General features: G+C 68.8%; 22 protein-coding genes. 18 read left to right on the top strand and 4 right to left on the bottom strand.

Features of this window, described 5'->3' with window-relative positions; translation table 11 throughout:
* Position 1: 1 nt before the first annotated feature.
* Positions 2 to 802 (bottom strand): thioredoxin-like domain-containing protein, encoded by an 801-nt coding sequence (locus IE302_RS15060; RefSeq protein ID WP_191255604.1) that lies wholly within the window; start codon positions 800 to 802, stop codon positions 2 to 4.
* A 203-nt stretch (positions 803 to 1,005) separates the two neighbouring features.
* Here IE302_RS15060 and argS point away from each other — a divergent pair, with 203 nt between their 5' ends.
* The 7 genes from argS (at position 1,006) to IE302_RS15025 (ending at position 10,395) form a co-directional block, all read left to right on the top strand.
* Entirely contained in the window at positions 1,006 to 2,661 is a 1,656-nt protein-coding gene (argS, locus tag IE302_RS15055) for an arginine--tRNA ligase (protein WP_191255142.1), read from the top strand.
* 6 nt (positions 2,662 to 2,667) lie between these two features.
* On the top strand, positions 2,668 to 4,101 hold the full coding sequence (lysA, locus tag IE302_RS15050; RefSeq protein WP_191255141.1) for a diaminopimelate decarboxylase: 1,434 nt from the start codon (positions 2,668 to 2,670) through the stop codon (positions 4,099 to 4,101).
* Between the two features lie 3 nt (positions 4,102 to 4,104).
* On the top strand, positions 4,105 to 5,415 hold the full coding sequence (locus IE302_RS15045) for a homoserine dehydrogenase (RefSeq protein WP_191255140.1): 1,311 nt from the start codon (positions 4,105 to 4,107) through the stop codon (positions 5,413 to 5,415).
* Positions 5,412 to 6,473, top strand: a complete 1,062-nt coding sequence (gene thrC / locus IE302_RS15040; protein WP_191255139.1) for a threonine synthase — start codon at positions 5,412 to 5,414, stop codon at positions 6,471 to 6,473. The genes IE302_RS15045 and thrC overlap by 4 nt, the downstream gene beginning before the upstream one ends.
* On the top strand, positions 6,470 to 7,351 hold the full coding sequence (thrB, locus tag IE302_RS15035) for a homoserine kinase (RefSeq protein WP_191255138.1): 882 nt from the start codon (positions 6,470 to 6,472) through the stop codon (positions 7,349 to 7,351). Before thrC ends, thrB begins: the two co-directional genes overlap by 4 nt.
* A gap of 419 nt (positions 7,352 to 7,770) precedes the next feature.
* A complete protein-coding gene (gene rho / locus IE302_RS15030) occupies positions 7,771 to 9,771 on the top strand; it encodes a transcription termination factor Rho (RefSeq protein WP_191255137.1) in 2,001 nt (666 codons plus the stop codon).
* A gap of 84 nt (positions 9,772 to 9,855) precedes the next feature.
* Positions 9,856 to 10,395 carry an AAA family ATPase gene (locus IE302_RS15025; protein WP_191255136.1) on the top strand — a complete coding sequence of 180 codons (540 nt, stop codon included), beginning with the start codon at positions 9,856 to 9,858 and terminating at the stop codon, positions 10,393 to 10,395.
* A 228-nt stretch (positions 10,396 to 10,623) separates the two neighbouring features.
* Here the strand turns inward: IE302_RS15025 and IE302_RS15020 are convergent, their stop codons facing one another.
* Positions 10,624 to 11,169, bottom strand: coding sequence for a CHAP domain-containing protein (locus IE302_RS15020; protein ID WP_191255135.1), 546 nt, complete (start codon positions 11,167 to 11,169; stop codon positions 10,624 to 10,626).
* A gap of 223 nt (positions 11,170 to 11,392) precedes the next feature.
* Here IE302_RS15020 and rpmE point away from each other — a divergent pair, with 223 nt between their 5' ends.
* Both rpmE and prfA read left to right on the top strand, forming a co-directional pair.
* Complete coding sequence (gene rpmE, locus IE302_RS15015) at positions 11,393 to 11,620, top strand: 50S ribosomal protein L31 (RefSeq protein ID WP_007028345.1); 228 nt, start codon at positions 11,393 to 11,395, stop codon at positions 11,618 to 11,620.
* 89 nt (positions 11,621 to 11,709) lie between these two features.
* Complete coding sequence (prfA, locus tag IE302_RS15010) at positions 11,710 to 12,780, top strand: peptide chain release factor 1 (protein ID WP_191255134.1); 1,071 nt, start codon at positions 11,710 to 11,712, stop codon at positions 12,778 to 12,780.
* A gap of 21 nt (positions 12,781 to 12,801) precedes the next feature.
* Here prfA and IE302_RS15005 read toward each other — a convergent pair whose 3' ends face one another.
* Entirely contained in the window at positions 12,802 to 13,539 is a 738-nt protein-coding gene (locus tag IE302_RS15005; protein WP_191255133.1) for a hypothetical protein, read from the bottom strand.
* A 222-nt stretch (positions 13,540 to 13,761) separates the two neighbouring features.
* Between IE302_RS15005 and IE302_RS15000 the strand changes: the two genes are divergently transcribed.
* Positions 13,762 to 15,441: a hypothetical protein gene (locus tag IE302_RS15000; protein ID WP_229907772.1), complete on the top strand. Its 1,680-nt coding sequence runs from the start codon at positions 13,762 to 13,764 to the stop codon at positions 15,439 to 15,441.
* A 3-nt stretch (positions 15,442 to 15,444) separates the two neighbouring features.
* Here IE302_RS15000 and wsfD read toward each other — a convergent pair whose 3' ends face one another.
* Positions 15,445 to 16,878 carry a glycan biosynthesis hexose transferase WsfD gene (gene wsfD / locus IE302_RS14995; protein ID WP_191255131.1) on the bottom strand — a complete coding sequence of 478 codons (1,434 nt, stop codon included), beginning with the start codon at positions 16,876 to 16,878 and terminating at the stop codon, positions 15,445 to 15,447.
* 144 nt (positions 16,879 to 17,022) lie between these two features.
* On the opposite strand from wsfD, the gene IE302_RS14990 reads away from it, so the two are divergent.
* The 8 genes from IE302_RS14990 (at position 17,023) to IE302_RS14955 (ending at position 24,835) form a co-directional block, all read left to right on the top strand.
* A complete protein-coding gene (locus tag IE302_RS14990; RefSeq protein ID WP_191255130.1) occupies positions 17,023 to 17,571 on the top strand; it encodes an HD domain-containing protein in 549 nt (182 codons plus the stop codon).
* 84 nt (positions 17,572 to 17,655) lie between these two features.
* Positions 17,656 to 18,522, top strand: coding sequence for a peptide chain release factor N(5)-glutamine methyltransferase (prmC, locus tag IE302_RS14985; protein WP_191255129.1), 867 nt, complete (start codon positions 17,656 to 17,658; stop codon positions 18,520 to 18,522).
* A 187-nt stretch (positions 18,523 to 18,709) separates the two neighbouring features.
* Positions 18,710 to 20,695: a M6 family metalloprotease domain-containing protein gene (locus tag IE302_RS14980; protein WP_191255128.1), complete on the top strand. Its 1,986-nt coding sequence runs from the start codon at positions 18,710 to 18,712 to the stop codon at positions 20,693 to 20,695.
* 256 nt (positions 20,696 to 20,951) lie between these two features.
* Positions 20,952 to 21,602 (top strand): L-threonylcarbamoyladenylate synthase, encoded by a 651-nt coding sequence (locus tag IE302_RS14975; RefSeq protein WP_020631179.1) that lies wholly within the window; start codon positions 20,952 to 20,954, stop codon positions 21,600 to 21,602.
* Positions 21,603 to 21,675: 73 nt separating this feature from the next.
* A complete protein-coding gene (locus tag IE302_RS14970; RefSeq protein ID WP_191255127.1) occupies positions 21,676 to 22,827 on the top strand; it encodes a glycosyltransferase family 4 protein in 1,152 nt (383 codons plus the stop codon).
* A gap of 56 nt (positions 22,828 to 22,883) precedes the next feature.
* Positions 22,884 to 23,339: a Cg1360 family ATP-synthase-associated protein gene (locus IE302_RS14965; RefSeq protein ID WP_191255126.1), complete on the top strand. Its 456-nt coding sequence runs from the start codon at positions 22,884 to 22,886 to the stop codon at positions 23,337 to 23,339.
* Positions 23,340 to 23,718: 379 nt separating this feature from the next.
* Entirely contained in the window at positions 23,719 to 24,516 is a 798-nt protein-coding gene (atpB, locus tag IE302_RS14960) for a F0F1 ATP synthase subunit A (RefSeq protein WP_191255125.1), read from the top strand.
* A gap of 61 nt (positions 24,517 to 24,577) precedes the next feature.
* Entirely contained in the window at positions 24,578 to 24,835 is a 258-nt protein-coding gene (locus tag IE302_RS14955) for an ATP synthase subunit C-like protein (RefSeq protein WP_191255124.1), read from the top strand.
* Positions 24,836 to 24,857: the final 22 nt, after the last annotated feature.

The following is a 24,857-nucleotide window of genomic DNA, read 5'->3' as shown; positions in this document are numbered from 1 at the left end:
ACTACTTGCTCGCGGGCGCCGAGGGCTGGGTGGCGGGCGCGGACGGCATGCCGCTCTGGCCGGCGCCCGGCTGGTCCTGCTGGGTGCCCGCGGTGCCCTTGTAGTCCATCGGCTTCGCGTCCGGCCCCGGCGGGGTCGGGTCGAAGTCGCCCGGCTCGATCTGCGCGTCGCAGGTGGCGTCACGCTCGGGGTACGCGCCGAACGGGTTGGTGCGCAGCGCCGCGATGAACTGGTCGATCCGCTCGTCGGAGGCGCTGTCCAGCTTCAGCTGGTGGCCCCAGGACTGCAGCGAGATCGGCTTGTCGAGGTTCGGGTACGGCGACATCACCGTGTACGGCTTGCCCTCGACGCGGACCCGCAGCAGCTCCAGCGCGTCACCGGAGATCTGCGCCGGGTTGTAGGCGATCCAGACCGCGCCGTGCTCGAGACCGTGAACCATGTTCTCGTTGCGGACGGCCTTCTCGTAGACGACGCCGTTGCACGCGGCCCAGGCCTGGTCGTGCGGGCCGCCGAAGGGCGGGGTCTTGTCGTAGGCGACGCGCTCGGCGGCCGTGACGTGCACGGATCCCTCGTAGGTGGCCGTGGTCACGCCGTTGATCCGCTTGGAGGGATCCGGGTCCTGCTGCGAAGGCGCGAAGGCGGCCGCGGCCTCTTCACGGGTCTTCTGCTCGCGCTTCGGCGCCGAAGCGACCATGTAATAGGTGACCACCGAGGCAGCCAGGGCGACGATCGCGACGACCGCGATGATCGTGCCCCAGGGCGTGCCCTTCTTGGACACGACGGAACTACGGGCGGCCTTCATGGCGTTCTTCGACGACGCGCCCTTTTTTCTGGTTGTCCCGTTAGCCATGGCTCCTGCGTTCTCCAAAGGGGGTGGTCCCTGCGCGGGCCAGTGTAGAGACCGCGCGTCTGATCACCGTGAACAGCCAGAAGATCACCGGCTTGGCTCACACCTTCCGGCGGTCGCTGCGAGGCGCCGACCTGCTGACACCTAGAATTCCGCGAGTGACTCCCGCAGCTCTCGCCGACCTGGTCCGTAACTCAGCCGTGCAGGTTCTCACCGCGCGCGGCCTCGACGATTCCGTGCTGCCGGAGAAGGTGACGATCGAACGTCCCCGCAACCCCGAGCACGGCGATTACGCGACCAACCTGGCGCTGCAGGTGGCCAAGAAGGCGGGCATGAAGCCCCGCGACTTCGCCGACGCGCTGGCCGAGGCCCTCTCCGCCACCGACGGCATCGACTCGGCCGAGGTCGCCGGGCCGGGCTTCCTCAACCTGCGGCTCGCCGCCGACGCGCAGGGCCAGATCGTCCAGCAGGTGCTCGACGGCGGCGCGGAGTACGGCCTCGGCGACGCCCTGGCCGGCGTCAAGATCAACCTCGAATTCGTCTCGGCGAACCCGACCGGTCCGATCCACCTCGGCGGCACCCGCTGGGCCGCGGTCGGCGACGCGCTGGGCCGCGTGCTGTCCGCGCAGGGCGGCCAGGTCACCCGGGAGTACTACTTCAACGACCACGGCGCGCAGATCGACCGCTTCGTCCGGTCCCTGATCGCCGCCGCCAAGGGCGAGCCCGCCCCCGAGGACGGCTACGCGGGCGGCTACATCAACGACATCGCCGCCGAGGTCATCCGCCAGGAGCCGAGCGCGCTTTCGCTGCCCGAGGACGAGCGGGCCGAGACGTTCCGCCGGGTCGGCATCGAGCTGATGTTCACCGAGATCAAGCAGAGCCTGCACGACTTCGGCACCGACTTCGACGTCTACTTCCACGAGAACTCGCTGCACTCCTCCGGCGCGGTCGCGTCGTCGGTCCAGCGGCTGAAGGACTCCGGGAACCTGTACTTCGAGGACGGGGCCTGGTGGCTCAAGTCCAAGGAGCACGGGGACGACAAGGACCGCGTCGTCATCAAGAAGGACGGCAACCCGGCCTACATCGCCGGCGACCTCGCCTACTTCCAGGACAAGCGCAAGCGCGGCTTCGACCTCTGCATCTACATGCTCGGCGCGGACCACCACGGCTACATCGCCCGGCTCAAGGCCGCCGCGGCCGCGTTCGGCGACGACCCGGCCGTGGTCGAGGTGCTGATCGGCCAGATGGTCAACCTGGTCTCCGACGGCAAGCCGGTCCGGATGAGCAAGCGCGCCGGCACCGTGATCACCATGGAGGACCTGGTCGGCACCGTCGGCGTCGACGCGGCCCGCTACGAGCTGATCCGCTACTCCGTCGATTCTACTTTGGACATCGACCTCGACCTGCTTCGCAAGCACTCCAACGACAACCCGGTCTACTACGTCCAGTACGCCCACGCGCGGCTGGCCTCGCTGCAGCGCAACGCCGCCGACCTCGGCCTGAAAATCGATGGCGCCGTCGACTTCGGCCTGCTTACGCTGCCCGCCGAGGGCGATCTGATCAGGACGATCGGCGAATTCCCGACCGTCCTCCGCCGGGCCGCACAGCTGCGCGAACCGCACCGCGTCGCCCGGTACCTCGAAGAACTCGCCGGCGCGTACCACAAGTTCTACACGGTCGGCCGTGTTCTTCCCCAGGGCGACGAAGAGGCCACCCCCCTCACGTTCGCCCGGCTCGCGCTCTGCCAGGCCGCCCGCCAGGTGCTGGCGAACGGCCTCAACGTGCTCGGTGTCTCTGCTCCGGAACGGATGTAACGAAGAATGGCTCACCCCGCGGGCCCCCGCCACGCCGACGTCTACCCCCACGCCGACGCCTCCGGTTTCCCGCCGTCGAGTCCCGAAGAACTCGACAGGCTGTACCCGAAAGTCTGGCCCCGCAACACTTTCCGCGGCGGTGACGGCGTCGTGCGCATCGCGGGCGTCGACGTCCGCGAACTCGCCGAGAAGTACGGCACGCCGCTGTTCGTCGTCGACGAGGCCGACTTCAAGTCCCGGTGCGCCGACTACGCCGAGGCGTTCGACGACCCGGCGCTCGTGCACTACGCGTCCAAGGCGTTCCTGTCCATCGAGATCGCCCGCTGGGTGGCCGAGCAGGGGCTGAGCCTGGACGTCTGCAGCGGCGGCGAACTCGCCGTCGCGCAGCGCGCGGACTTCCCGGCCGAGCGGATCACCTTCCACGGCAACAACAAATCGCTGTCCGAACTGGAAGCCGCGGTCGAGGCCGGCGTCGGCACGGTCGTGGTCGACTCCTACTTCGAGATCGCGCGGCTGGCCGATGTGGCCGCCCGGCACGACATCGTGCAGAACGTGCTGATCCGGGTCACCGTCGGCGTCGAGGCGCACACCCACGAGTTCATCGCGACCGCGCACGAGGACCAGAAGTTCGGTTTCTCGCTGGCTTCCGGTGACGCGGCCGAGGCCGTGCGCCGCGTGCTCAACGCGCCTTCGCTCAAGCTGATCGGGCTGCACAGCCACATCGGTTCGCAGATCTTCGACGCCGACGGCTTCGAGGTCGCCGCCCGCCGCGTGGTCGGCCTGCTGGCCGAACTCGCCAAGGAGCACGGCGCCGAGCTGCTCGACCAGCTGGCCATCGTCGACCTCGGCGGCGGTTTCGGTATCGCCTACACCGACAAGGACAACCCGCCGCCGCCCGCGCAGATGATCACGCAGATCCGCGAGATCGTCCGCAAGGAATGCGAGTACGCGGGTCTCCCGGTGCCGAAGATCGCCGGTGAGCCGGGCCGCGCCATCGCCGGTCCCGGCACGATCACGCTGTACGAGGTCGGCACGATCAAGGACGTTTCGCTCGGCGACAAGGCCGCCCGGCGCTACGTCAGCGTCGACGGCGGGATGAGCGACAACATCCGCACTGCGCTCTACGACGCGGTGTACGACTGCCGTCTCGTCTCCCGGACGTCCGACGACGACGGCGACGGCCAGGTCGCCGCCGCGTTGTCCCGGGTCGTGGGAAAACACTGTGAGTCCGGCGACATCGTCGTCCGTGACTGCTGGCTGCCCGACACCCTGGCTCCCGGCGACCTGCTCGCCGTGGCGGCCACCGGGGCGTACTGCTACTCGATGGCCAGCGGGTACAACCGGCAGCCGCGGCCCGCGGTGGTGGCCGTGCGCAACGGCAGCTCCCGCGTGCTGCTGCGGCGGGAGACGACGGACGACATGCTGCGCCTGGAGGTCTAGCAAGTGTCTACTGTGGACGGACGCGTGATCAGGGTCGCCCTCCTGGGCTGCGGGACGGTCGGCGGCGAGGTGGTCCGGCTGCTCACCGAGCAGGCCGGGGAGCTCGCCGCCAGGGCGGGCGCGAGGGTGGAGCTGGCGGGCATCGCGGTGCGGCGCCCCGACAAGCACCCCGAGCTGCCGCCGGAACTGGTGACCTCCGACGTGACGAAGCTCGTCACCTCCCCGGACGTCGACGTCGTCGTCGAACTGGTCGGTGGCATCGAGCCGGTGCGCGAGTGGCTGCTCGACGCGCTCAAGGCCGGGAAATCCGTTGTCACGGCGAACAAAGCGCTGATGGCCGAGCACTCCGCGGAGCTGTTCGAGGCGGCCGACGCGGCAGGCGTCGACCTGTACTTCGAGGCGGCCGTGGCCGGGGCGATCCCGTTGCTGCGCCCGCTGCGCGAATCGCTGGCGGGCGACCGCATCACCCGCGTGATGGGCATCGTCAACGGCACCACCAACTACATCCTGTCCGCGATGGACTCCACCGGCGCCGGTTACGCGGAAACGCTGGAAGAGGCCAGCAGGCTCGGTTACGCCGAGGCGGACCCGACGGCCGACGTCGACGGCTACGACGCCGCGTCCAAGGCCGCGATCCTCGCCTCGCTCGCGTTCCACACCCGCGTGACCGCGTCCGAGGTACACCGCGAAGGCATCGCCGACGTGACCGCGTCGGACCTCGCCGCGGCGAACGTGCTGGGCCGCACGGTGAAACTGCTCGCCATCTGCGAGCGCGTCACCTCCGACGACGGCACCGAATCCGTTTCGGCGCGCGTGCATCCGGTGATGATCCCGCGCGGTCACCAGCTCGCCGGGGTCGGCGGCGCGTACAACGCCGTCTACGTCGAGGCCGACGCCGCCGGTGAGCTGATGTTCTACGGTCAGGGCGCCGGTGGCGCGCCGACCGCGAGTGCCGTGCTCGGCGACCTCGTCGCGGTGGCTCGAAACCGGGTCGTCGGCGGCCGTGGCCCGCGCGAATCCGCGCACGCCGCGCTCCCGGTCAGGCCGATGGGCCAGACGCCGACGCGGTACCACGTCAGTCTCGACGTGGCCGATCGAGCGGGCGTGCTCGCCCAGGTGGCCCAGGCGTTCGCCGGGCACGGAGTCAGCATCGCCGCGGTGCGGCAGCGCGACGCCAACGACACGGCCAGCCTGGTCGTGGTCACCCACCTGGCGCCGGACGCGGCATTGCGGTCCACTGTGGACGACATTGCCAAGCTCGATGTGGTGAACCAGGTCGTGAGTGTGATGCGTGTGGAAGGCGAAGACCAGTGATTTCCCAACCGTGGCCTGGAATCATCCGGGCCTACCCCGACCGGATCCCGGTCCCGGCCGGCGCGAAGGTGATCACCCTCGGGGAGGGCAACACCCCGCTGCTGCCCGCTCCGCACCTCTCGGAACTGACCGGTTGCGAGGTCCACCTCAAGGTCGAAGGCGCGAACCCGACCGGGTCGTTCAAGGACCGCGGGATGACCGTGGCCATCACGCACGCGCTCGCCAGCGGGCTCAAGGCGGTCATCTGCGCCTCCACCGGCAACACCTCCGCGTCGGCCGCGGCGTACGCGGCCCGTGCCGGGCTCACCTGCGCGGTCCTCGTCCCGCAGGGCAAGATCGCGATGGGCAAACTCGCCCAGGCCGTCCTGCACGGCGCGCGGATCCTGCAGGTGGACGGCAACTTCGACGACTGCCTCGAACTGGCGCAGAAGACCGCGATCGACTACCCGGTGACCCTGGTCAACTCGGTCAACCCGGTGCGCATCGCCGGTCAGAAGTCGGCCGCGTTCGAGATCTGCGACGTGCTCGGCCAGGCGCCGGACATCCACTGCCTGCCGGTCGGCAACGCGGGCAACATCACCGCCTACTGGGCGGGGTATTCCGAGTACGCGGGCGACGGTGTGGTGAAGAACACCCCGCGGATGTTCGGTTTCCAGGCGGCCGGTGCCGCGCCGCTGGTGCACGGCGAGCCGGTGACCGATCCGGACACGATCGCGACCGCGATCCGCATCGGCAGCCCCGCGTCCTGGGACGGCGCGATGAAGGCGAAGAACGCGTCCGCCGGGCTGTTCGAAGCGATCACCGACGAGAAGATCCTCGAGGCGTACCGGCTGCTCGCCCGCAAGGAAGGCGTGTTCGTCGAGCCCGCTTCGGCGACCAGCGTCGCGGGCCTGCTCGCCACGGCCGCCGACGGGCGCCTGCCGAAGGGCTCGACCGTCGTGTGCACCGTCACCGGACACGGCCTGAAGGACCCGGCCACGGCGCTGGAGGGCAACGTCGAGGTCGAACCGCTCGCCGTCGACCCGACCGCCGTCGCCGCCGCGCTGGACCTGCGATGACGCTGCTCAAGATCAAGGTCCCGGCGTCCTCGGCGAACCTCGGCCCGGGGTTCGACACGCTGGGCCTGGCGCTCGCGCTCTACGACCGAGTCGAACTCCTGATCACCGACGCCGGGCTCAAGATCGAGGTCACCGACGCCGGCGCCGGTGACGTGGACGACGTCCCGACCGACGAATCGCACCTGGTGATCCGGGCCTTCCGGCGTGGTTGCGAGCATCTCGGCCTCCGGCCGCCCGGCGTCCACCTGCGCTGCTTCAACGCCATCCCGCACGCCCGCGGCCTCGGCTCGTCCGCGGCCGCGGTCGTGACCGGCGTCGCGGCGGCGTACGCGCTGGCGGAGAAGGCCCTGGACGACGACGCGCTGCAGCTGGCCGCCGGGTTCGAAGGACACGCCGACAACGCGGCGGCGAGCCTGCTGGGCGGTTTCGTGGTCGCCTGGAACGAGGGCGAGCGGTTCCGCGCCGAACGGCTCCAGCCGCATCACGACATCCGGCCCGTGGTCGCCGTCCCGGCGCTGCGCTCCTCGACCGACGCGACGCGAGGACTGCTCCCCGCGCAGGTCCCGCACGCCGACGCGGCGTTCACGGCGGGCCGCGCGGCGCTCGCGGTGCACGCGCTCACCGCGCGCCCCGACCTGTTGCTCTCCGCGACCGAAGATCGGCTCCATCAGCACTACCGGGCGTCCGCGTACCCCGCGAGCAGCGAACTGGTGCGCGCGCTGCGGGCCGAAGGGGTGGCGGCGGCCATCTCCGGAGCCGGTCCGACCGTGCTCGCGCTGACCACCGGGGGAATACTCCCGGCGGGTGTCGACGTTACGTCTTTCGACGTCACCGAGCTGCCGATCGATCCGGGCGGCGTGCAGGTTGCGGCTCAGTAAAGCCTCGGTCACATGCCGGAGCACCGTCCCGCCACGCGGGGGGTGGTTGTTGCACCCGGCCGTGGCGCGGTCTACCCTCGGGGGCGTTCGATCACCGTGCGTTTCCGCACCCGGTGCCGGTCCAGGTGACCAGTGTCATCCTTGGCCCGCATCCTTCGTTGATCCGCCAGTTCCGCACACCGCCTGGCAAGCGGGGAGTAGCGGATGGACGCAGGCGGGTTCCCGGTTCCGGCGGTGCCGAATTCCGCTTCCTCCATTTGGAGGACGCAAATCCCTGTGCTGGAGGCCTTCTAGCTGTGTTCAACACGGCCGAGGAGTTGCTCGCCCGTATCGGGGGCCAATTACGCCGTTTCGCAATCGGACGCGAGCGGCGGTCCGCTGATCCACCTGGAGGCGTGGATCGGTCAGGAAGGACATTTGTGAGCAACACCGATCTTTTGAGCGACGTCGAAGGTGGCGCCGCCGAGTCGAACGGCGCCGTCGCTCCCAAGCGCACGGTCGGCGGCTTGACCGGCAAGACCGTCGCCGAACTGCGCTCGATCGCTGGGGACCTCGGCATCGGCGAGACCACGGGGATGCGCAAGGGCGACCTGATCGCGGCGATCCGCGAGCGCCAGGGCAAGACCAAGCGCAAGTCCCCCGCGGCGGCGAGCGAAACGCTTCCGCTCGAGGGGATCGATGCACCGCGCAAGGCCCCGAAGGCCGAAGCGCCCAAGACGGAGGCCCCGAAGCAGGAGGCTCCGAAGGCCGAAGCGCCGAAGGCGGAGACCGCCCCGGCCGAGGCCCCTCGCGCCGAGAAGGCCGATAGGGCTGAAAAGGCTGAAAAGTCTTCGGAGAACGGCTCCGCGCCCGCCGCCGAGCGGCCCGCGCAGCAGGAGAACGGGCCGCAGGACGGCCAGTCTCAGCAGGAAGAGGGCGGCCGCAGCCGTCGTCGCCGCGGCTCCAACCGTGCCGCGGGTTCGCCCGAGCAGGGCGGCCAGCAGCGTGACCGTGGCGAGCGCGGCGACCGGGGTGACCGCGGCGAGCAGGGCGGCAACCGTCAGGGCAACCGCGACGGCGGTCGTGACGGCAACCGCGACAACCGCGGCCAGGACAACCGCCAGCGCAACCAGCAGGGCGGCGGCCAGGACAACAGCCAGCGTCAGGGCCAGGGCCAGCAGGGTGACGACGACGAGGAAGGCGGCCGTCGCGGCCGTCGCTTCCGCGACCGTCGCCGCCGGGGCTCCGGCGGCGGCCGCGAGCAGGGCGGTTCGCCCGACACCGAGATCCGCGAGGACGACGTCCTGCTGCCCGTCGCGGGCATCCTGGACGTGCTCGACAACTACGCGTTCGTGCGTACCTCGGGCTACCTCGCCGGGCCGAACGACGTGTACGTCTCGCTTTCGCTGGTCCGCAAGTACGGCCTGCGCCGCGGTGACGCCATCACCGGTGTCGTGCGCCAGCCGCGTGACGGCGAGCAGCAGCGGCAGAAGTTCAACCCGCTGGTGCGCGTCGACTCGATCAACGGCCTGGAGCCGGACGAGTCCAAGCGCCGTCCCGAGTTCACCAAGCTGACCCCGCTGTACCCGAACGAGCGGCTGCGCCTCGAGACCGAGCCGCACAAGCTCACCACCCGCGTCATCGACCTGGTGATGCCGGTCGGCAAGGGACAGCGCGCGCTGATCGTGTCGCCGCCGAAGGCCGGTAAGACGACGATCATGCAGGACATCGCGAACGCGATCTCGACGAACAACCCCGAGTGCCACCTGATGGTCGTGCTCGTGGACGAGCGTCCGGAAGAGGTCACCGACATGCAGCGGTCGGTGAAGGGTGAGGTCATCGCCTCGACCTTCGACCGCCCGCCGTCCGACCACACCTCGGTCGCGGAGCTGGCCATCGAGCGGGCGAAGCGCCTGGTCGAGATGGGCCACGACGTCGTCGTGCTGCTCGACTCGATCACCCGTCTGGGCCGTGCCTACAACCTGGCGGCCCCGGCGTCCGGCCGGATCCTCTCCGGTGGTGTCGACTCGACGGCGCTGTTCCCGCCGAAGCGTTTCCTCGGCGCGGCGCGCAACATCGAGAACGGCGGTTCGCTGACGATCTTCGCCACGACGATGGTCGAGACCGGGTCCACCGGTGACACGGTCATCTTCGAAGAGTTCAAGGGGACCGCGAACGCGGACCTCAAGCTCGACCGGAAGATCGCCGAGCGGCGCGTGTTCCCCGCGGTGGACATCAACCCGTCCGGTACCCGCAAGGAAGACCTGCTGCTTTCGCCGGACGAGCTCGCGGTCACCCACAAGCTGCACCGGGTGCTGCACGCGCTGGACTCGCAGCAGGCCATCGACCTGCTCATCTCGCGTCTGCGCAAGACGAAGACCAACATCGAGTTCCTCATGCAGGTCTCGAAGACGGCCCTCGGCTCGAACGACGACGACTGAGTTTCGTAGCTGAACCGAAGGGGCCCTTCACCGCATCCGATGCGGTGAAGGGCCCCTTCGCTGCGTCTGATGCGGGGAGGCCAAGTGGGTGCGGTACCGGGGCGGATCGTCGTGTACGGCGTCACCGGTTCGGGCAAGTCGACGCTGGCCAGGGGACTGGCCGAGCGGACTGGGCTGCCGTACCACTCGGTCGACGACGACCTCGCCTGGCAGCAGGGCTGGGTCCCCGTTCCCGACGACGAACAGCGGCGCCGGGTCGCGCTCCTGGTCGCCGAGGACAGCTGGATCATCGACGGAATGTTCGCGAAATGGCGCGACATCGCGCTGCCCCGCGCCGAACTGATCGTGGCGCTCGACTATCCGCGCTGGGTCTCGTTGAGCAGGCTGGTGCGCCGGACCGTGGTGCGCTGCGTCACGCGTCGCCGAATCTGCAACGGCAACGTCGAAACGCTGCGGGGGATGCTCTCCCGCGACTCGATCATCGTCTGGCACTTCCGGTCCTTCGCCCGCAAACGGCGCACGATCCGCGGCTGGATCGCTGATCCGGCGGTGCCGGTGGTGCGGCTGACCTCGCCACGCGCGACGAAACGCTGGCTGGCCCTCGTGAGTGGTAAGTGGGGTTAGAACGACACTTACCACTCACGACCCCCTCGGCTCGGCGCGGTCTGGTGGGGCGGCGCGTTGTGAAAGCCACTTTCACAACGTTCAACGTTGCGAAAGTGGCTTTCACAACATCCGAAGCCGGAGCTCACCCCCCACTCCCTGAAGCGCGTGAAGGCCCCCTTCCCTCGGCTCAACCGAGGGAAGGGGGCCTTCACGCGCTTCAGCGCGCCAACTGAGAGACCCGAGTGCTCAGCGGTGCGGAACGGCCGCGGGGGTCCAGCCGCGGTAGTTGTTGAAGTAGTTCACGCTCGAAGCGTGGCCGATCTTGCCGCCGATGCTGGAGGCGTAGATCCCGCCGGAGCCGTCGGCGATGCCGACGTGGCCCCACTGGCTGATGTTCCAGTACACGAAGGAGCCCTTCGGCGGCGTCCCGGTCGTGTGCTTCGGGCTCGCGCCGTTCCAGTGCGCGTTGGCCGAGGCCCAGACGCCGGTGGTCCCGTACGCGTTTTCGACGGCCTTTTCGCAGAGGCCCTGGTACGCGGTGGAGCCGGCGTGGTTCTTGAACCACTGGACGGCGCCGGCGGGCGTGCCGTCACCGGCGCCCTGGATCGAGAGGTCGCCTTCGGGCACGGTGGTGAACGTTCCCGCGGCCGGGTTGATGTCGGCGGCGGTGATGGTGGCGCCCGCTTCGGGGGCGGCCGGGGCGGCCCCGGCGACCGGAGCCATGGCGAGGGCCGCGATGGCCAGCGCGGCGACGGACGCCGGCTTCGCCACCTTGGCGAGGATGGTGCGCATGATCAGTACCTCCTGTTGAGGAATTACCAACAGCGAGGACGGTCTCGTGATCAAGTACAAATTTCGTACAACCGGGCGTCGATAGTTGATAACTCAACGTGGTGGAATATGCCGGGGGAGGGGTGCGTTGACGCCACTGCCAGCACATCTGGCAAAATCATCCGCTGAAGTCCGGCACCGGTTCACCCCGTACGGGGACCCGGGGCCAACGAGAGAGGACACCATGAAAAGCGGTATTCACCCCGAGTACGTCGTCACGCACGTGAACTGTGACTGTGGCAACGAATTCACCACGCGCAGCACCAAGACCTCCGGCAACCTCCACGTCGAGATCTGCTCGAACTGCCACCCGTTCTACACCGGCAAGCAGAAGCTCATGGACACCGGCGGCCGCGTCGCGCGCTTCGAGGCTCGCTACGGCAAGCGCAAGAAGGCCGAAGACGCCAAGTAGCTTGATCGACGGCGCCTACCCGCATGTCCGGGTAGGCGCCGTTTTGGTGTTGCAGCCATGTTTTGCCCGGGCCGTCGAGAGGTGGAGTGGTGGATTCGAGTTCGCTCAAGGGTCTGCTCGAAGAGCACGCCCAGCTGGAAGAGCAGCTGGCCGACCCGTCCGTGCACGCCGACCAGGCGCGCGCACGTAAGCTCGGCCGTCGTTACGCGGAGCTGAGCCCGGTCGTGAAGACCGTTCGTGAGCTCGACACCGCCCGCGAAGACCTCGAAACGGCGAAGGAACTGGCGGCGGAAGACGCGGCCTTCGCGGCCGAGGCCGAGGAGATCTCCGCCAAGATCCCCGTGCTCGAAGCCAAGCTCACCGAACTGCTCCTGCCGCGCGACCCGTACGACGGCTCCGACGTGGTCATGGAGATCAAATCGGGTGAAGGTGGCGAGGAGTCGGCGCTGTTCGCCGGCGACCTGCTGCGCATGTACTTGCGCTACGCCGAGCGTCACGGCTGGAAGGCCGAGGTGCTCGACTCCGTCGACTCGGACCTCGGCGGCTTCAAGGACGTCACCGTGTCGATCAAGAGCCGGTCGGCCGACGTCGACGGCGTCTGGGCGCGGCTGAAGTTCGAGGGCGGGGTGCACCGCGTGCAGCGCGTGCCCGCCACCGAATCGCAGGGCCGCATCCACACCTCCGCGTCCGGTGTGCTGATCTACCCCGAACCCGAGGACGTCGAGGTCGAGATCGACCCGAACGACCTGCGGATCGACGTCTACCGCTCGTCCGGCCCCGGCGGCCAGAGCGTGAACACGACCGACTCGGCCGTGCGGATCACGCACCTCCCGACCGGCGTGGTCGTCTCGTGCCAGAACGAGAAGTCGCAGATCCAGAACCGCGCCCGCGCCCTGCAGGTGCTGCAGGCCCGCCTCCAGGCGATCGCCGAGGAAGAGGCCGCCGCGAAGGCGTCGGACGCGCGTCGTTCGCAGGTCCGGACCGTCGACCGCTCCGAGCGGGTCCGCACCTACAACTTCGCCGAGAACCGCATCGCCGACCACCGGGTGAACTACAAGGCGTACAACCTGGACCAGGTCCTCGACGGCGACCTCGACGGCGTGCTGAACGCGCTCATCACCGCGGATCGCGAAGAACGGCTCGCCGCCCACGCCGGCTGACAGACGTCCGCCGCCGGCCCGCTAGTCGGGTTCGGTGGCGAACGGATCATCCTCCAGGCCGGTGTGGATGGCCCGCACGGACATGCTCACCTGGGAAAGCCTCTCGGTGATCTCGTTCGTGACCCGGCTGAGCGCCGCTTCACCGCTTTCTCCGGCAAGCGCCGGAAACGCCGACAGCAGGACCGCTTCGCAAGGCCCCGCGTCCGTGCTGATCCGGACCAGCGACGCCGAAAGGTCGGTCGCGGGACGGCCGCACAGCTCCACGGCCAGACGCAGATCGCCGGTGGGGACGTAAAGATGCACGCGGGAAATGACGTCGGTATCCGCGCGCGGGGTGAAATCGTGCCTGGTGACGTACGCGGGCTCGCGGGGGTCGGTGCCGCCGACAGTGGCCATCAGCGAGTAGAGCGTGAATCCGTCCGCCGGGGTGTCATACGCCTCGTAACTTCCGTATTGCCCGGTGTCCGGCGTGCCGTGGATTTCGAAGAATTCCGTATTCAGGCCGAAGTGGAAAAGCGCGGGCATCGCGGCTCGGTGCAGTGTTTCGGTGAGCTCTTCGCCGTCCGCCGGAGGCGTGCGATAGCCGACGGAGACCAGGTAGCCCTTCCAGCCGCCTTCGGGATCCGCCCGGCAGATCTCCAGCTCGGTGGCCTCGAAGTCACCGATGAAGCGTTCGCTCAGCGCGGCGGCCGCGGCGAAATCATCGGTTTCGATATTCGCGGATATCCGCGTGACGACTTCCGTTTCCCGGAGATCCATGACTATTCGGCAGGCCCTTCGGCGAGTGCGGGTGCGGCAATCCTACGGGCGGCCCGAACGAGCGTCTGATCGGGCCTGTCGTCGATTTCTCGTTTCCGCTACGGTCCCTGGGCAGTAAGGGATTCCGTCTCGGGAGAACACGAATTCGTGGCCTGCGCAGACGACTTGGACATCGGCGAAAGATCGATTCCGGCGACCCGGAAACGTGGTCGGCGAGCCGCCGTGCTCACCGCCGGGATCGTCGTGCTGAGCGTCGCCGTCGTCGCGAGGATCGGCCGGTTCGGGTTCAATCCGACCGATCAGGGTTTCGTGCTCGCGCAGGTCTGGCGGGTCCTGCACGGCGAGATACCGCAGGTCGACTTCCTCGGGCCGAGGCCGTTCGGTTCGGCTTATCTGCACCTGGTCGACCATCTCGTCCCCGCGCCGCTGATGATCGGCTCGAGTTTCGTGACGATGGTGCAGCTGACCGTCGCCACGTTCGCCCTCGCCGCGTTCCTGACCGGGACCTCGCCGCTGGACTGGGGGCCGCTGCGCCTCGGGCTGGTCTTCGCCGCCACGCTGATCAGCCTGAACATGTATCCGCTGATGGCGTGGCACACCGTCGACGGTGTCTTCCTGGTCGCGCTCGGCTGGTGGCTGCTCGACAGCGGGCTGCGTTCCGATGCGCGGTGGCGGCGATGGCTCGGCCTGTTCTGCCTCGGGTTCGCGGTCATCGTCAAGCAGAGCTTCCTGTTCGCGGCCCCGATCGGGGTGCTGATCCTGCTGTTCCACCCCGCCGCGCCACCGAAGAAAGGGTCGCGCCTGCCGGGTGATCTCCTCGTCCTCGGCGCGGCACCGTTGCTCTACTTCGGCATGGTCACCGTCGCCGGCGGACTGGAGTCGGCGATCGCGCAGCTCACCGGCGGCGCCCAGACCTGGGGTGAAGGTCTTTCCCGGTTCTGGACAGCGGACTTCGCGGGCCGCGCGGACCCGAGGACGTACGTCTTCCCGGTACTGCTCGGGGTTCTCGTGCTCGCGGTGACGTGGGCCGCCCGCGAACGACTCGGCGAGCCGGGCCGATGGCTCCGGACGGTGACCGGGCTGTGCGTCGTGGCCGTGGTGGTGTTCGTCGTGGCCGACGGCGGGTTCGAGCACGCGGGCAGCTGGCCGATCACCTTGCTGTGGCTCTTCCTCGCCGCCGCGCTGCTCGACGCCGTGGTCCGGAGACGGTTGCCGTGGCGGTACCTGGCGATCGCCGCGCTGGGCTGGATGGCCTCCTTGTCCTGGGGTTACCCGCTTCCCGGGCTGCTCACCGGGATCTTCGCGCTGGGCGTGCTGGAAGCCGTCGCCCCGCCGCGTCCGCCCCGGCTGGCGGGCGGTGTCCTCGGCGCCATCGCGTTCGTGCTCGCCGGGCTGATGCTGATGTCCGCGCACGACAAGGCCCCGTACGCGGACAGACCCCAGGGCGAACTGACGAAGGACCTCGGGAGCGTCGCGCCGTCGTTGCGCGGTGTACGCACGACCCCAAACGTGTATCGCTACGTCTCCCAGATCCGCGGCTGCCTGGATCGCTACCCGGCGTCGAGGGTGGCGGTCCTGCCGGACAATCCGTTCGTCGCGCCGGTCTTCGGGGTCCGCGATCCGTTCCCGCTGGACTGGCCGATCCCGCTGGAACTCACCGGCGACAGTCCGGAAAGGATGGTCGAGGCGGCGGAACGCCTTGCCGCGGAAGGGAATTATCTCGTGCTCTTCCAGACGGTCCGAGCCGCTTCTCTGGCGGCGGGCGCACCGGTACCCGAAGCCGTCGCGCCGGACGCGCCGACGATCGCCATGAGCGGTATCGAGGAGCGGATCAAGGGGAAGCTCACGGGCGCGAGGGTCGCCTGCGGCGGTTTCGCCGGATTCTGGGCGCCGCCACGGTGAGGGTCAGCCGGAGACGGACGCGGTTTCCGGCTCGGGTTCTTCGGCCGCCGAAGGCTCTTCCTTGCGCTTCGGCAGGAACGAGAGCGCGGCGAACGCGGCGGCCAGCAGGGTCGGGTAGATCGTCAGCTGCTGGTGCTTGACGTTCTCGATGCCTTCCGCGAGACCGGAGACCAGGATCTGGCCCATCGCGAAGAGCAGGAACATGAGCACCACGATGCCGACGTCGCGGCGTCCGGTGCGGTTCCGGAAGGCCCGCAGCCCCGCCCAGCCGATGAGCAGCCAGATCGGCAGCAGGGCGAACAGCCCCAGCGGGGCGATCCAGCCGGTGATCCCGGACAGGACCGGGACGCGGTACTCCTTCGCGAGCGGCGGCTGCCCGGCGTGCTCGCCGAAGCTGCCGAGGTTCGGCACCCGCGCGGTCAGCGTCTCCTGCGCGGACCGGTGCAGCATCTCGATCACGCGCACCGGGTGGTCCAGGTAGTACTGGGCGACGTTGCGCCGGCTGATCTTGTCGCGGTACTGCCCGTACGCGGGGTCGTGCCAGGCCGCGTTCGGGCTCCACCAGCCGGTGCCGACGTACTTCGCGAACTCCGGCGGGAGACCCAGCGCGGCGAGGTCGCCGGTGGTGTCGTGCTCGCCGTCCACGATCCCGTTGAACACGACGTGGTACATGTTGGCCTCGCGGTACTCCGCGTTGGCCGAGTCGCCCGCCCCCTGCACCAGCGCGGTACCCGTGCCGACGACGGCGAGCACGGCCAGCGGCAGCGCCCAGCGCGCCAGGCCGCGGCTGCCCGCGGGCCGGACGAACAGCAGCGCGAGCGCGAACAGCGGGATCAGCAGCAGCGTCTGCGACTTCGCGTTGATCCCGATCATGGCGCCGAGGACGGTGACGGCGGCTCCGGTGTAGCGCCAGGGCCCGGTGCGGTGCATCAGCAGGAGCCCGCCGGCGAGCAGGAGCATCCCGACGAAGGCGGCACCCTCGCTCAGCACCGAGGCGAAGTACCCGAAGAAGGCCGAGTCGGCCGCGACCAGCAGCAACGCGACCGTGGCGATGACGCTGTCGCGAACCGAAAGGCGCAGACCCACGACGATCGCCGCGATCCCGGCCGAGACCAGCAGGCAGCCCAGCACGCCCAGGACCAGCAGGTTCAGGATCGCGGACGAGCCGAGCAGCCGCCCGATCCCGCTGGCGATCTCGTCGATCCAGCTCTGGCTGGAGATGTACTCGCTGTTGCAGGCGGGCGCGGGGCCGTAGGAGAAGCGGACGAAATACTGCGAAGGCCTGTCGAGTTCGCGGGCGCCGAGCTGGCAGAGGATGCGCCAGCCGTCGCCGTTGTCGGCCATGCCGATCGGGCGGGGAACCAGGAAACGGACGAGTAGCACCCCGAGCGCGGCGAAAAACACGCCCAAAGCCAGTCGGATCTCCCGGATCTTCACCCGCGCCACCTTAAGAGATTCCGCAGGGTGATCAGTTCGTACCCTCTCTAACACTTGCGGAGGGGAAGTTCCGGACCGCGTCGGCACACCCGCCGGTGGCGCGGGACACTGACCGGACATCCGTCGTCGACGCGTAGGAGAGCCGTGGAAGCCCTGGCCGGATTCGGGTTCGAACTGGGTGTGCTCAAGCGGATCCGGCGGGCCGGGTGGTGGCAGGCCGGGGTCCGGGACCCCGAATCGGTCGCCGAGCACACCACGCGGGTCGCGCAGCTGGCCGGCCTGCTGGCGGCCGAGGGCGGGGCCGACCCGGCGCGGGCGGCGTACCTCGCGCTCTGGCACGACACGCAGGAGACGCGGACCGGCGACCTCCCGCACACGATCAAGGGGTTCGTCGAGAAGCCGGACCCCCGGGCGATCACCGCCGCGCAGACGTCGGCGCTCCCCGGCGCCGCGAGGGACTCGGTACGCGACGCCGTCGACGAGTACGAAGCCGCGGAGAGCCCGGAGGCGCTGTACGCGCGTGACGCGGACAAGCTCGAGATGCTGCTTCAAGCCGTCGAGTATCGCGACGTCGGCGTGCGGAACGTCGACGAGTGGATCGCTTCGGCGACGAAGAGCCTCAAGACCGACCTGGCGCGGCGAGTGGCCGAGGCGGCGCTGACGATGTCGTCGCTCTCGTGGCGGGTGCGCTGAAAGCAATCGATACCCTGAGCCCGCGTGTATCGACCCCGGCACGCGTGCCTCGTGTGTCAGGCTTGACTCTGTGAAGGAACACCAGTGAACCGGCAGCCGTTGCGCCTCGCCATCATGGAAGCGACCCGCATCCTCACCGAGGCCGGTGTGGCGTCACCGCGCTCGGACGCGGAACTGATCGCCTCCCATGTCCTCGGCGTCGATCGTGGCCGCCTGCCGATGGTGCCGCTGGTGGACCCGCCGGTCATCGACGCGATCGGCCAGCTCGTGAACCAGCGGGCCAAACGGATCCCGCTGCAGTACCTCACCGGCTGGGCCGCGCTCGGCGACATCACGGTCAACGTCGGCGCCGGGGTGTTCGTCCCGCGTCCGGAGACCGAGCTGCTCCTGGAATGGGGCCTCAAGCTGCTGCACGGACGCGAGTACCCGGTCGTGGTCGACCTGTGCACCGGCTCCGCCGCGCTGGCGCTGGCCGTCCAGCACGCGCGGCCGGACGCCGTCGTCTACGCCGTCGACATCGACGCGCAGGCGCTCGCCTGGGCCCGGCACAACGCCGACGTCCACGCCGACGCGGGGGACACGCCCATCCGGCTGTACTCGGGCGACGTCGCGGACAGCACGATGTTCGCCGAGCTCGACGGGCTCGTCGACCTGGTCCTGTGCAACCCGCCCTACGTCCCGGAGGGCACCCCGGTGCCGACGGAGGTCGCCGAGCACGACCCGCCGCGGGCGGTGTTCGCGGAGGAGAGCGGGCTCGCGGTGATCCGGCACGCGATCGCCGCCGCCGCGCGGCTGCTACGGCCCACCGGCGGGATGGCGATCGAGCACGACGACACGCACGGGTCCGCCGTCCCGGCGCTGGTGCGGGCGCGGCGGGTGCTGACCGACGTGCAAGGCCACCTCGACCTGGCGGGCCGCCCGCGGTTCGTCACCGCCTTGCGCGTCTCCTGAACCCCGCGTTTCGTCCTCTGAATGCGGTAGTTCGTGGTGTGAACTGCCGCATTCAGAGGACGAAACGCGAGGCGTTCGGCGGATGGTTAGCGAGACTCACGACTTCCGGCGGTGCCCAGGGCAAAGCCCGCCTCCTAACGTCGATCACGGCCGCCTCATCGGCGGTCCGACTGGGAGGTGTACCCCGATGCGATCGTCTCTCCGACGAGCCCCACTCAGAACACTCGCCGTCCTCGCCGCCGTCGCGCTGCTGCCGGGTCTGGTCGCCCAGCCCGCGTCCGCCGCGGCTCCCGTCAAGGGCTGGCCCGCCCCGATCGACGGGTCGACCTGGGAGAACCAGGACCACATGACGTGGGACGACTACCGCAAGCCGCCCGGCACCAACTGGGCCGACCCCAAGCTGAAGCCGACCAAGCGGACGTTCAGGGGCGCCGTGGTGCTCGCGGACTACCCGGACCAGGAATTCGCCGTCACGCAGCCCCCGCGTTCGACGGTGTTCGGCAACCCCGGTCCGTCCGCCAGCAACATTCCCCGCGCGGACGTCGCGAAGTTCTACCAGGACTTCCTCAACAAGCCGCAGGCGCTCAACAACGGCCACACGATCAACGAGTACTGGATGGAGGACTCCGGCGGCCGGATGGGCGTCGAGCTCACCGCGTTCGGGCCGTACCGCCTGCCCGGCAAGGCCTTCGAGTACGGCATGGAGTTCCAGCCCGACGCCTGTCCGCCGGGGGCGAACTGCAAGCGTGACCTGCGCGCCGACGCGGGCGCGGCCTGGCGGGCCGACGTCGGCGACGTCTCCAAGCAGTTCGACTTCATCTTCTATCTGTCCGCAGGCCAGGATGAGAGTGCGACCTGGCAGGAATTCGGCGTGATGAAGTTCGGCGAGAAGGAGAACGTGCCCGACGAATTCGGGCCGGGTGTCGCGGGAATGCCGAACGCGGCGTCCACCCGCTATGTCCCGTGGACGTCGTGGAAATCCGCGGCGAGCATCTGGCCGAACGCGGTCACCGGTTCCTCGACCCAGGCGGAAAGCTCGGGGCAGGCGGTTTACGCGCACGAACTGAGCCATATCCTCGGCATCGGGGACAACTACAACAACCCGTTCGGCACTCCGCCGTCCCGTACCTACACCGGGCCGTGGGAAATGATGTCGCGCGGCAGTTTCAACGGTCCCGGCGGACCCCACACGCGCTGGCAGATCCCGGCGACGCAGGGCGGTTCGATGGGTTCGCACCACATGCTGCGCACCAAGATGAAGCTCGACATCATCGACACCGAAGACGTGCTGAAACTCGACCGGAACTCCCTCGCCAAGAACGGACCGGTCTCCGCGCGGATCACCGCACGTTCGGTCCTTCCCGGACAGGGCGCCTACAGCGGGATCAACATCGCGCTCCCCGGCGGGGACCTTTCGCCGAAATGCGACCGGTCCAAGGACCCGTTCTGCGACGGCGGCGGCTACGACAATTACACCGTCGAGGTCGTCGACCGGATGGGCAGCGATTCCTTCGCCCCCGATTCCGGCGTCATCATCGCGAAGACGAAGAACCAGGACAACGCGCCGTTCGAATGGATCGTCGACGCGAACCCGGCCGACATCGGCATGACCGACTACAAGAAGCAGGACGGCACCCCGGTCCCGATCCCGATCGGCGACTACCGCCAGCTCAACGACGCCGCGTTCAAGGTGGGCACCGGTTCGGCGAGCAAGTACGAGTACACCGACGAGGCCAACCGGCTGAAGTTCCTGGTCTCGGACATCGAGCGTGACCGCAAGGGCGTGCTGTCCTACGTCGTCACGGTGGCTTCGCTCGACGGCGCGGGCTCGCAGGCCCGCGGTGTCTCGCTGTGGCCGTCGGTGCCCGCGTTCGGCAAGAACGGGCTCGCGACCTGCTCGTTCCCGGTGCTCAACACCGGCGACGCCAAGGGCGCGGCGGCGCCGTACAACACCGACACCTACCGCCTGAGCGCGTCCACCACCGCGAAGGGCTGGGAGGTCCGGCTGCCGAACGAGCTGTCCACCGTCCCGTTCGGCGGACGGTCTTCGGCGACGGCGCACGCCAAGCGGGCGGCGGGCGGTGACCACGTCGCGCAGATCAAGCTGACCGCGACGTCGATCGCCGATCCGGGCAAGACGGCTACGTCGTACTGCACCGCTTTCGCCTTCTAGGGGACGCGGTTGCCATGAACGGTCCTTTCCTTGCCAAATTTGCAAGGAAAGGACCGTTCATGGCGTGAGCCGGCCTGCGGTCGCGGCCTGGGCGCAGAGGCAAGAAAGCTGCAATGAAGGGGCCTTTCATAGCAAATTTTGCTATGAAAGGCCCCTTCATTGCACGGGCCGGGTGGCCGAGCCGCGGTGAACGGCCCCATCGGTGCACCGCAGGCGGGGAAGGGCCCCTTCGGCTCCAGGACTACGCTCACCTGCCATGAGCGCGGTGTACGACTGCAGCAAGCGTGAATCCCGGGCCGACGGGCTCGCCGCGGCGGCGAGCGCGGTGCGCTCCAGCCGCCTGGTGGTCCTCCCGACCGACACGGTCTACGGCATCGGCGCGGACGCCTTCGACGGCGGCGCCGTCCAGTCCCTCCTGCGGGCCAAGAACCGCGGCCCGGACATGCCGGTCGGCGTCCTGGTCGGCTCCTGGTCCACTGTGGACGGACTGGTGCTCGGCACGCCGCCGCAGGCCCGCGCGCTCATCGAGGCCTTCTGGCCCGGCGACCTCTCGATCATCCTGCCGCACGCCCCGAGCCTGCAGTGGGACCTGGGCCAGTCACGCGGAACGGTGATGCTGCGCATGCCGCTGCACCCGGTCGCGCTGGAGCTGCTGCGCGACGTCGGCCCGATGGCGGTCTCCAGCGCGAACGTGTCCGGGCGCCCGCCCGCCACCACCGCGCAGGAAGCGGTCGACCAGCTCGGCGACAGCGTCGCGGTGTATCTCGACGGTGGCTCGTCCGGCGAGCCCGTTCCGTCCACGATGGTCGACCTCACCGGCGACGACCCGGTCGTCCTGCGAGAGGGCGCGGTCAGCCGTGCCGCCGTCGCGGAAGTACTGGGAGTGCCCGCGGAGTCACTCGCCTAGGACCGTGCGCCGCCGTATCCCCCTAGCGCGGTAGCGTGTTCGAGTGACTTGGACCTCGGCGGCGTAACGCACCATGCCTCCCACGCAAGGCCTCCCGATCCGGGAGTACATCCTCGTCGCCCTCACCGCGGCGGCCGTTACCTTCCTGCTCACCGGCGTGGTGCGCCGCGTGGCCATCCGGATCGGCGCGATCGCCAACCCGCGGGCGCGTGACGTCCACGTCACGCCGATCCCGCGGATGGGGGGCATCGGCATCTTCCTCGGCGTCGCCGCCGCGATGGGGCTCGCGCACCAGCTGCCCGCGCTGAGCCGCGGCTTCGACTTCTCCTTCGACTCGCTGGGGGTCCTGCTCGCCGCGGGCGTGATCTCCCTGATCGGCGCGCTCGACGACCGGTTCGAGCTCGACGCGTGGACGAAACTGGCCGGTCAGGTCATGTGCGCCGGGATCCTGGTGATCTTCGGTGTGCAGTGGGTGTCGTTCTGGGTGCCGTGGGGCGGCGGTGGCGAGTCCTTCGGCCAGGTGCTGGTGCTGGACAAGAACCAGGGCGCGCTGCTGACCGTCGTGCTGGTGGTCGTCATGGTCAACGCGATGAACTTCGTCGACGGCCTCGACGGGCTCGCCGGCGGTCTCGGGTTCATCGCCGCCGCGGCGACGTGCTCGTTCTCGCTCGGCCTGCTCGACTCTTCGGGCGGCGACGTCGGCGCGTACCCGCCCGCCCTCATCGCCGCCACGCTCGCCGGGGCCTGTCTGGGCTTCCTGCCGTACAACTTCCAGCCCGCGAAGATCTTCATGGGCGACTCCGGCTCGATGATGATCGGTCTCATGCTGGCGGGCGCGACGACGTCCGCGTCGGGCCGCGTGCCGTACCCGCAGTTCAGCGGCAAGGACGCGCTCGCGCTGCTCTCGCCGCTCGTCGTGGTCGCCGCGGTGCTGTTCGTGCCTCTGCTCGACCTGATCATGGCGGTCATCCGCCGCACCCGTCGCGGCGAGAGCCCGTTCGCCGCGGACAAGATGCACCTGCACCACCGCCTGCTGGAGATCGGGCATTCCCAGCGCCGCGCGGTGCTGCTCATCTACTTGTGGGCGGGCCTGCTCGCGTTCGGCGCCGTGTCGGTGACGTTGTTCGACGATGCCGCGGTTTTCTGGATTGTCGGATTCGGCTTCCTGCTGGCGACCCTCGTGTCGATCATCCCGCGGCTGCGGTCGCGGAACCGGACCGCTTAGAGGACACGATCCGCACGCGCCTACACTGGCGGGCTGAGACGACCAGGGAGCTTTCTGTGAGCGAGACCGAAAAGACCGTCGAGGCGGAGGAGAACCCCCACGCCAAGGTGGTTCTGCAGGCGGCCAACGCGATGATGAAGGCTTCCCTGAAGCTGGTTCCGCCGGCGGTGCTGATCTGCATCGTGGTCTTCACCATCCTCAAAGGACAGCCGGGGCTGTTCGGCTCGGTCATCGGCGGCGTGCTCGCCCTCGTGTCCGCGCTCGCGACGCTGGGCCTCATGCGCTTCAGCGCGGGGATGGACCCGATGTTCGTGATGGTGATCGCTCTCGGTGGTTACGTGCTCAAGGTCGTCGTCCTTTTCGCGGCGCTGACCTTGCTTCGCGGGGTGACCTGGATCCACCCGATGGCCTTGGGCGTCACCATGATCGTCGCGATTCTCGTGGCCGCCGCGGTGGAGTTCGCGGCCTTCCGCAAGACCAAGATCCCGACGATCATCCCCGCCTCCCGCTGATCCCGGGACCGAGGTCCTGACCTGGGACGGGACCTAGGTCCTCGGCCGATCGGTGGCAATGTAGTACGCCTGTACGGCCCGTCGGATCCTGCTGATATGGTCCGCGTATGGGCGGCGGCCTCGGCTGTCGGCTCCTGATGACGAACCCCGAACAGCAGTGTGGCGGCGGCGTTGAATCGTCCCTCATTACCCGCTGGTAGGCGTCTGTCTCCCGGGAGCACTGCATCGAGAATCCTCGTGTGCGGAACGTGAAACCGTGTTCAGCACATCGTGGGGTGGCCGCCTCCGACGGCCCGATACGTGTCGGGTACGTTAAGTCCAGATCGTGACGATTCCCCCGGCGGAGTGAACGCCGGCCGGGAGAACCGGAAGGAGCCCAGTGGGCGCGCTGGTACTAGCCGAGGGTGCGGAGTTCTCGCCGCCTGGCGTCAAAGACTTCAACCTGCCGCCGTTGTTCGGTTCCGGCTATTGGTTGAGCTTCACCAAGCCGATGCTGCTGGTGGTCATCTCCCTGATCATCCTCGTCACCTACTTCATGGTGTCGTCGCGCCGGCTGAAGGTCGTCCCCGGCAAGGGGCAGTTCATCGCCGAGTCGATTTACAACTTCGGCCGCAACAACATCGCGCGTGAGCAGATCGGTTCGGCCGACTTCAAGCCGTTCATCCCGCTCGTGCTCGGCCTGTTCAGCTTCGTGCTGGTGAACAACATCTTCGGGATCATCCCGTTCTTCCAGTTCCCGACGATGGCGCGAATCGGCTTCCCGATCGCCCTCGCGTTCCTTGTCGTTTACCCGGTGTACCACTACGTCGGGTTCAAGCGCCACGGTTTCAAGGGTTACCTGAAGAAGGAACTGGCGCCGGCGGGCATTCCCGGATTCGTTCTGCCGCTGTACTCCACCATCGAGTTCGCGCAGAAGTTCTTCATCGCGCCTGCCACGCTGGCGATCCGGGTGTTCGCGGCGATGTTCGCCGGTCACCTCATCATCATGGTCTTCACGCTCGGCGGGAGCTTCCTGCTGACCGACGGTGAAGGCATCGTCAAGGCCGCGTCGCCGGTGGCATTCCTGTTCGCCATCGCGATGACGTTCCTGGAGGCATTCATCCAGGTCCTGCAGGCATACATTTTCGCACTGCTGTCCGCAGGCTACATCGGCGCCGCACTGGCGTCGGAGCACTGAGAAACACCAAAAGCCCCCGATCCGCGTGAGTCGCGCGGACCGAGTTTGAAGGGAAACGCACGTGAGCAACATCGTTCTTGCGCAGGCTGCCGAATCCGCCGCCGGCATCAACCCGGGTCTCGCCGCCATCGGTTACGGTCTCGGCGCCATCGGCCCCGGTATCGGTGTGGGTCTGATCTTCGCCGCGGTCATCAACGGCACCGCCCGTCAGCCGGAGGCCCAGGGCAAGCTGCAGAGCATCGCCTTCTCGACCTTCGTTCTGACCGAGGTGCTCGCGCTGATCGGTATCGTCATCTACTTCCTCGCCTCCGTCGGCTGAGTTTTCCCAACTCAACTCGCTT

The organism is Amycolatopsis oliviviridis (assembly GCF_014654365.1).
Taxonomy (GTDB): Bacteria; Actinomycetota; Actinomycetes; order Mycobacteriales; family Pseudonocardiaceae; genus Amycolatopsis; species Amycolatopsis oliviviridis.
Note: the sequence above shows the minus strand (reverse complement) of the source record. Positions and strands in the feature narration are given on the sequence as shown.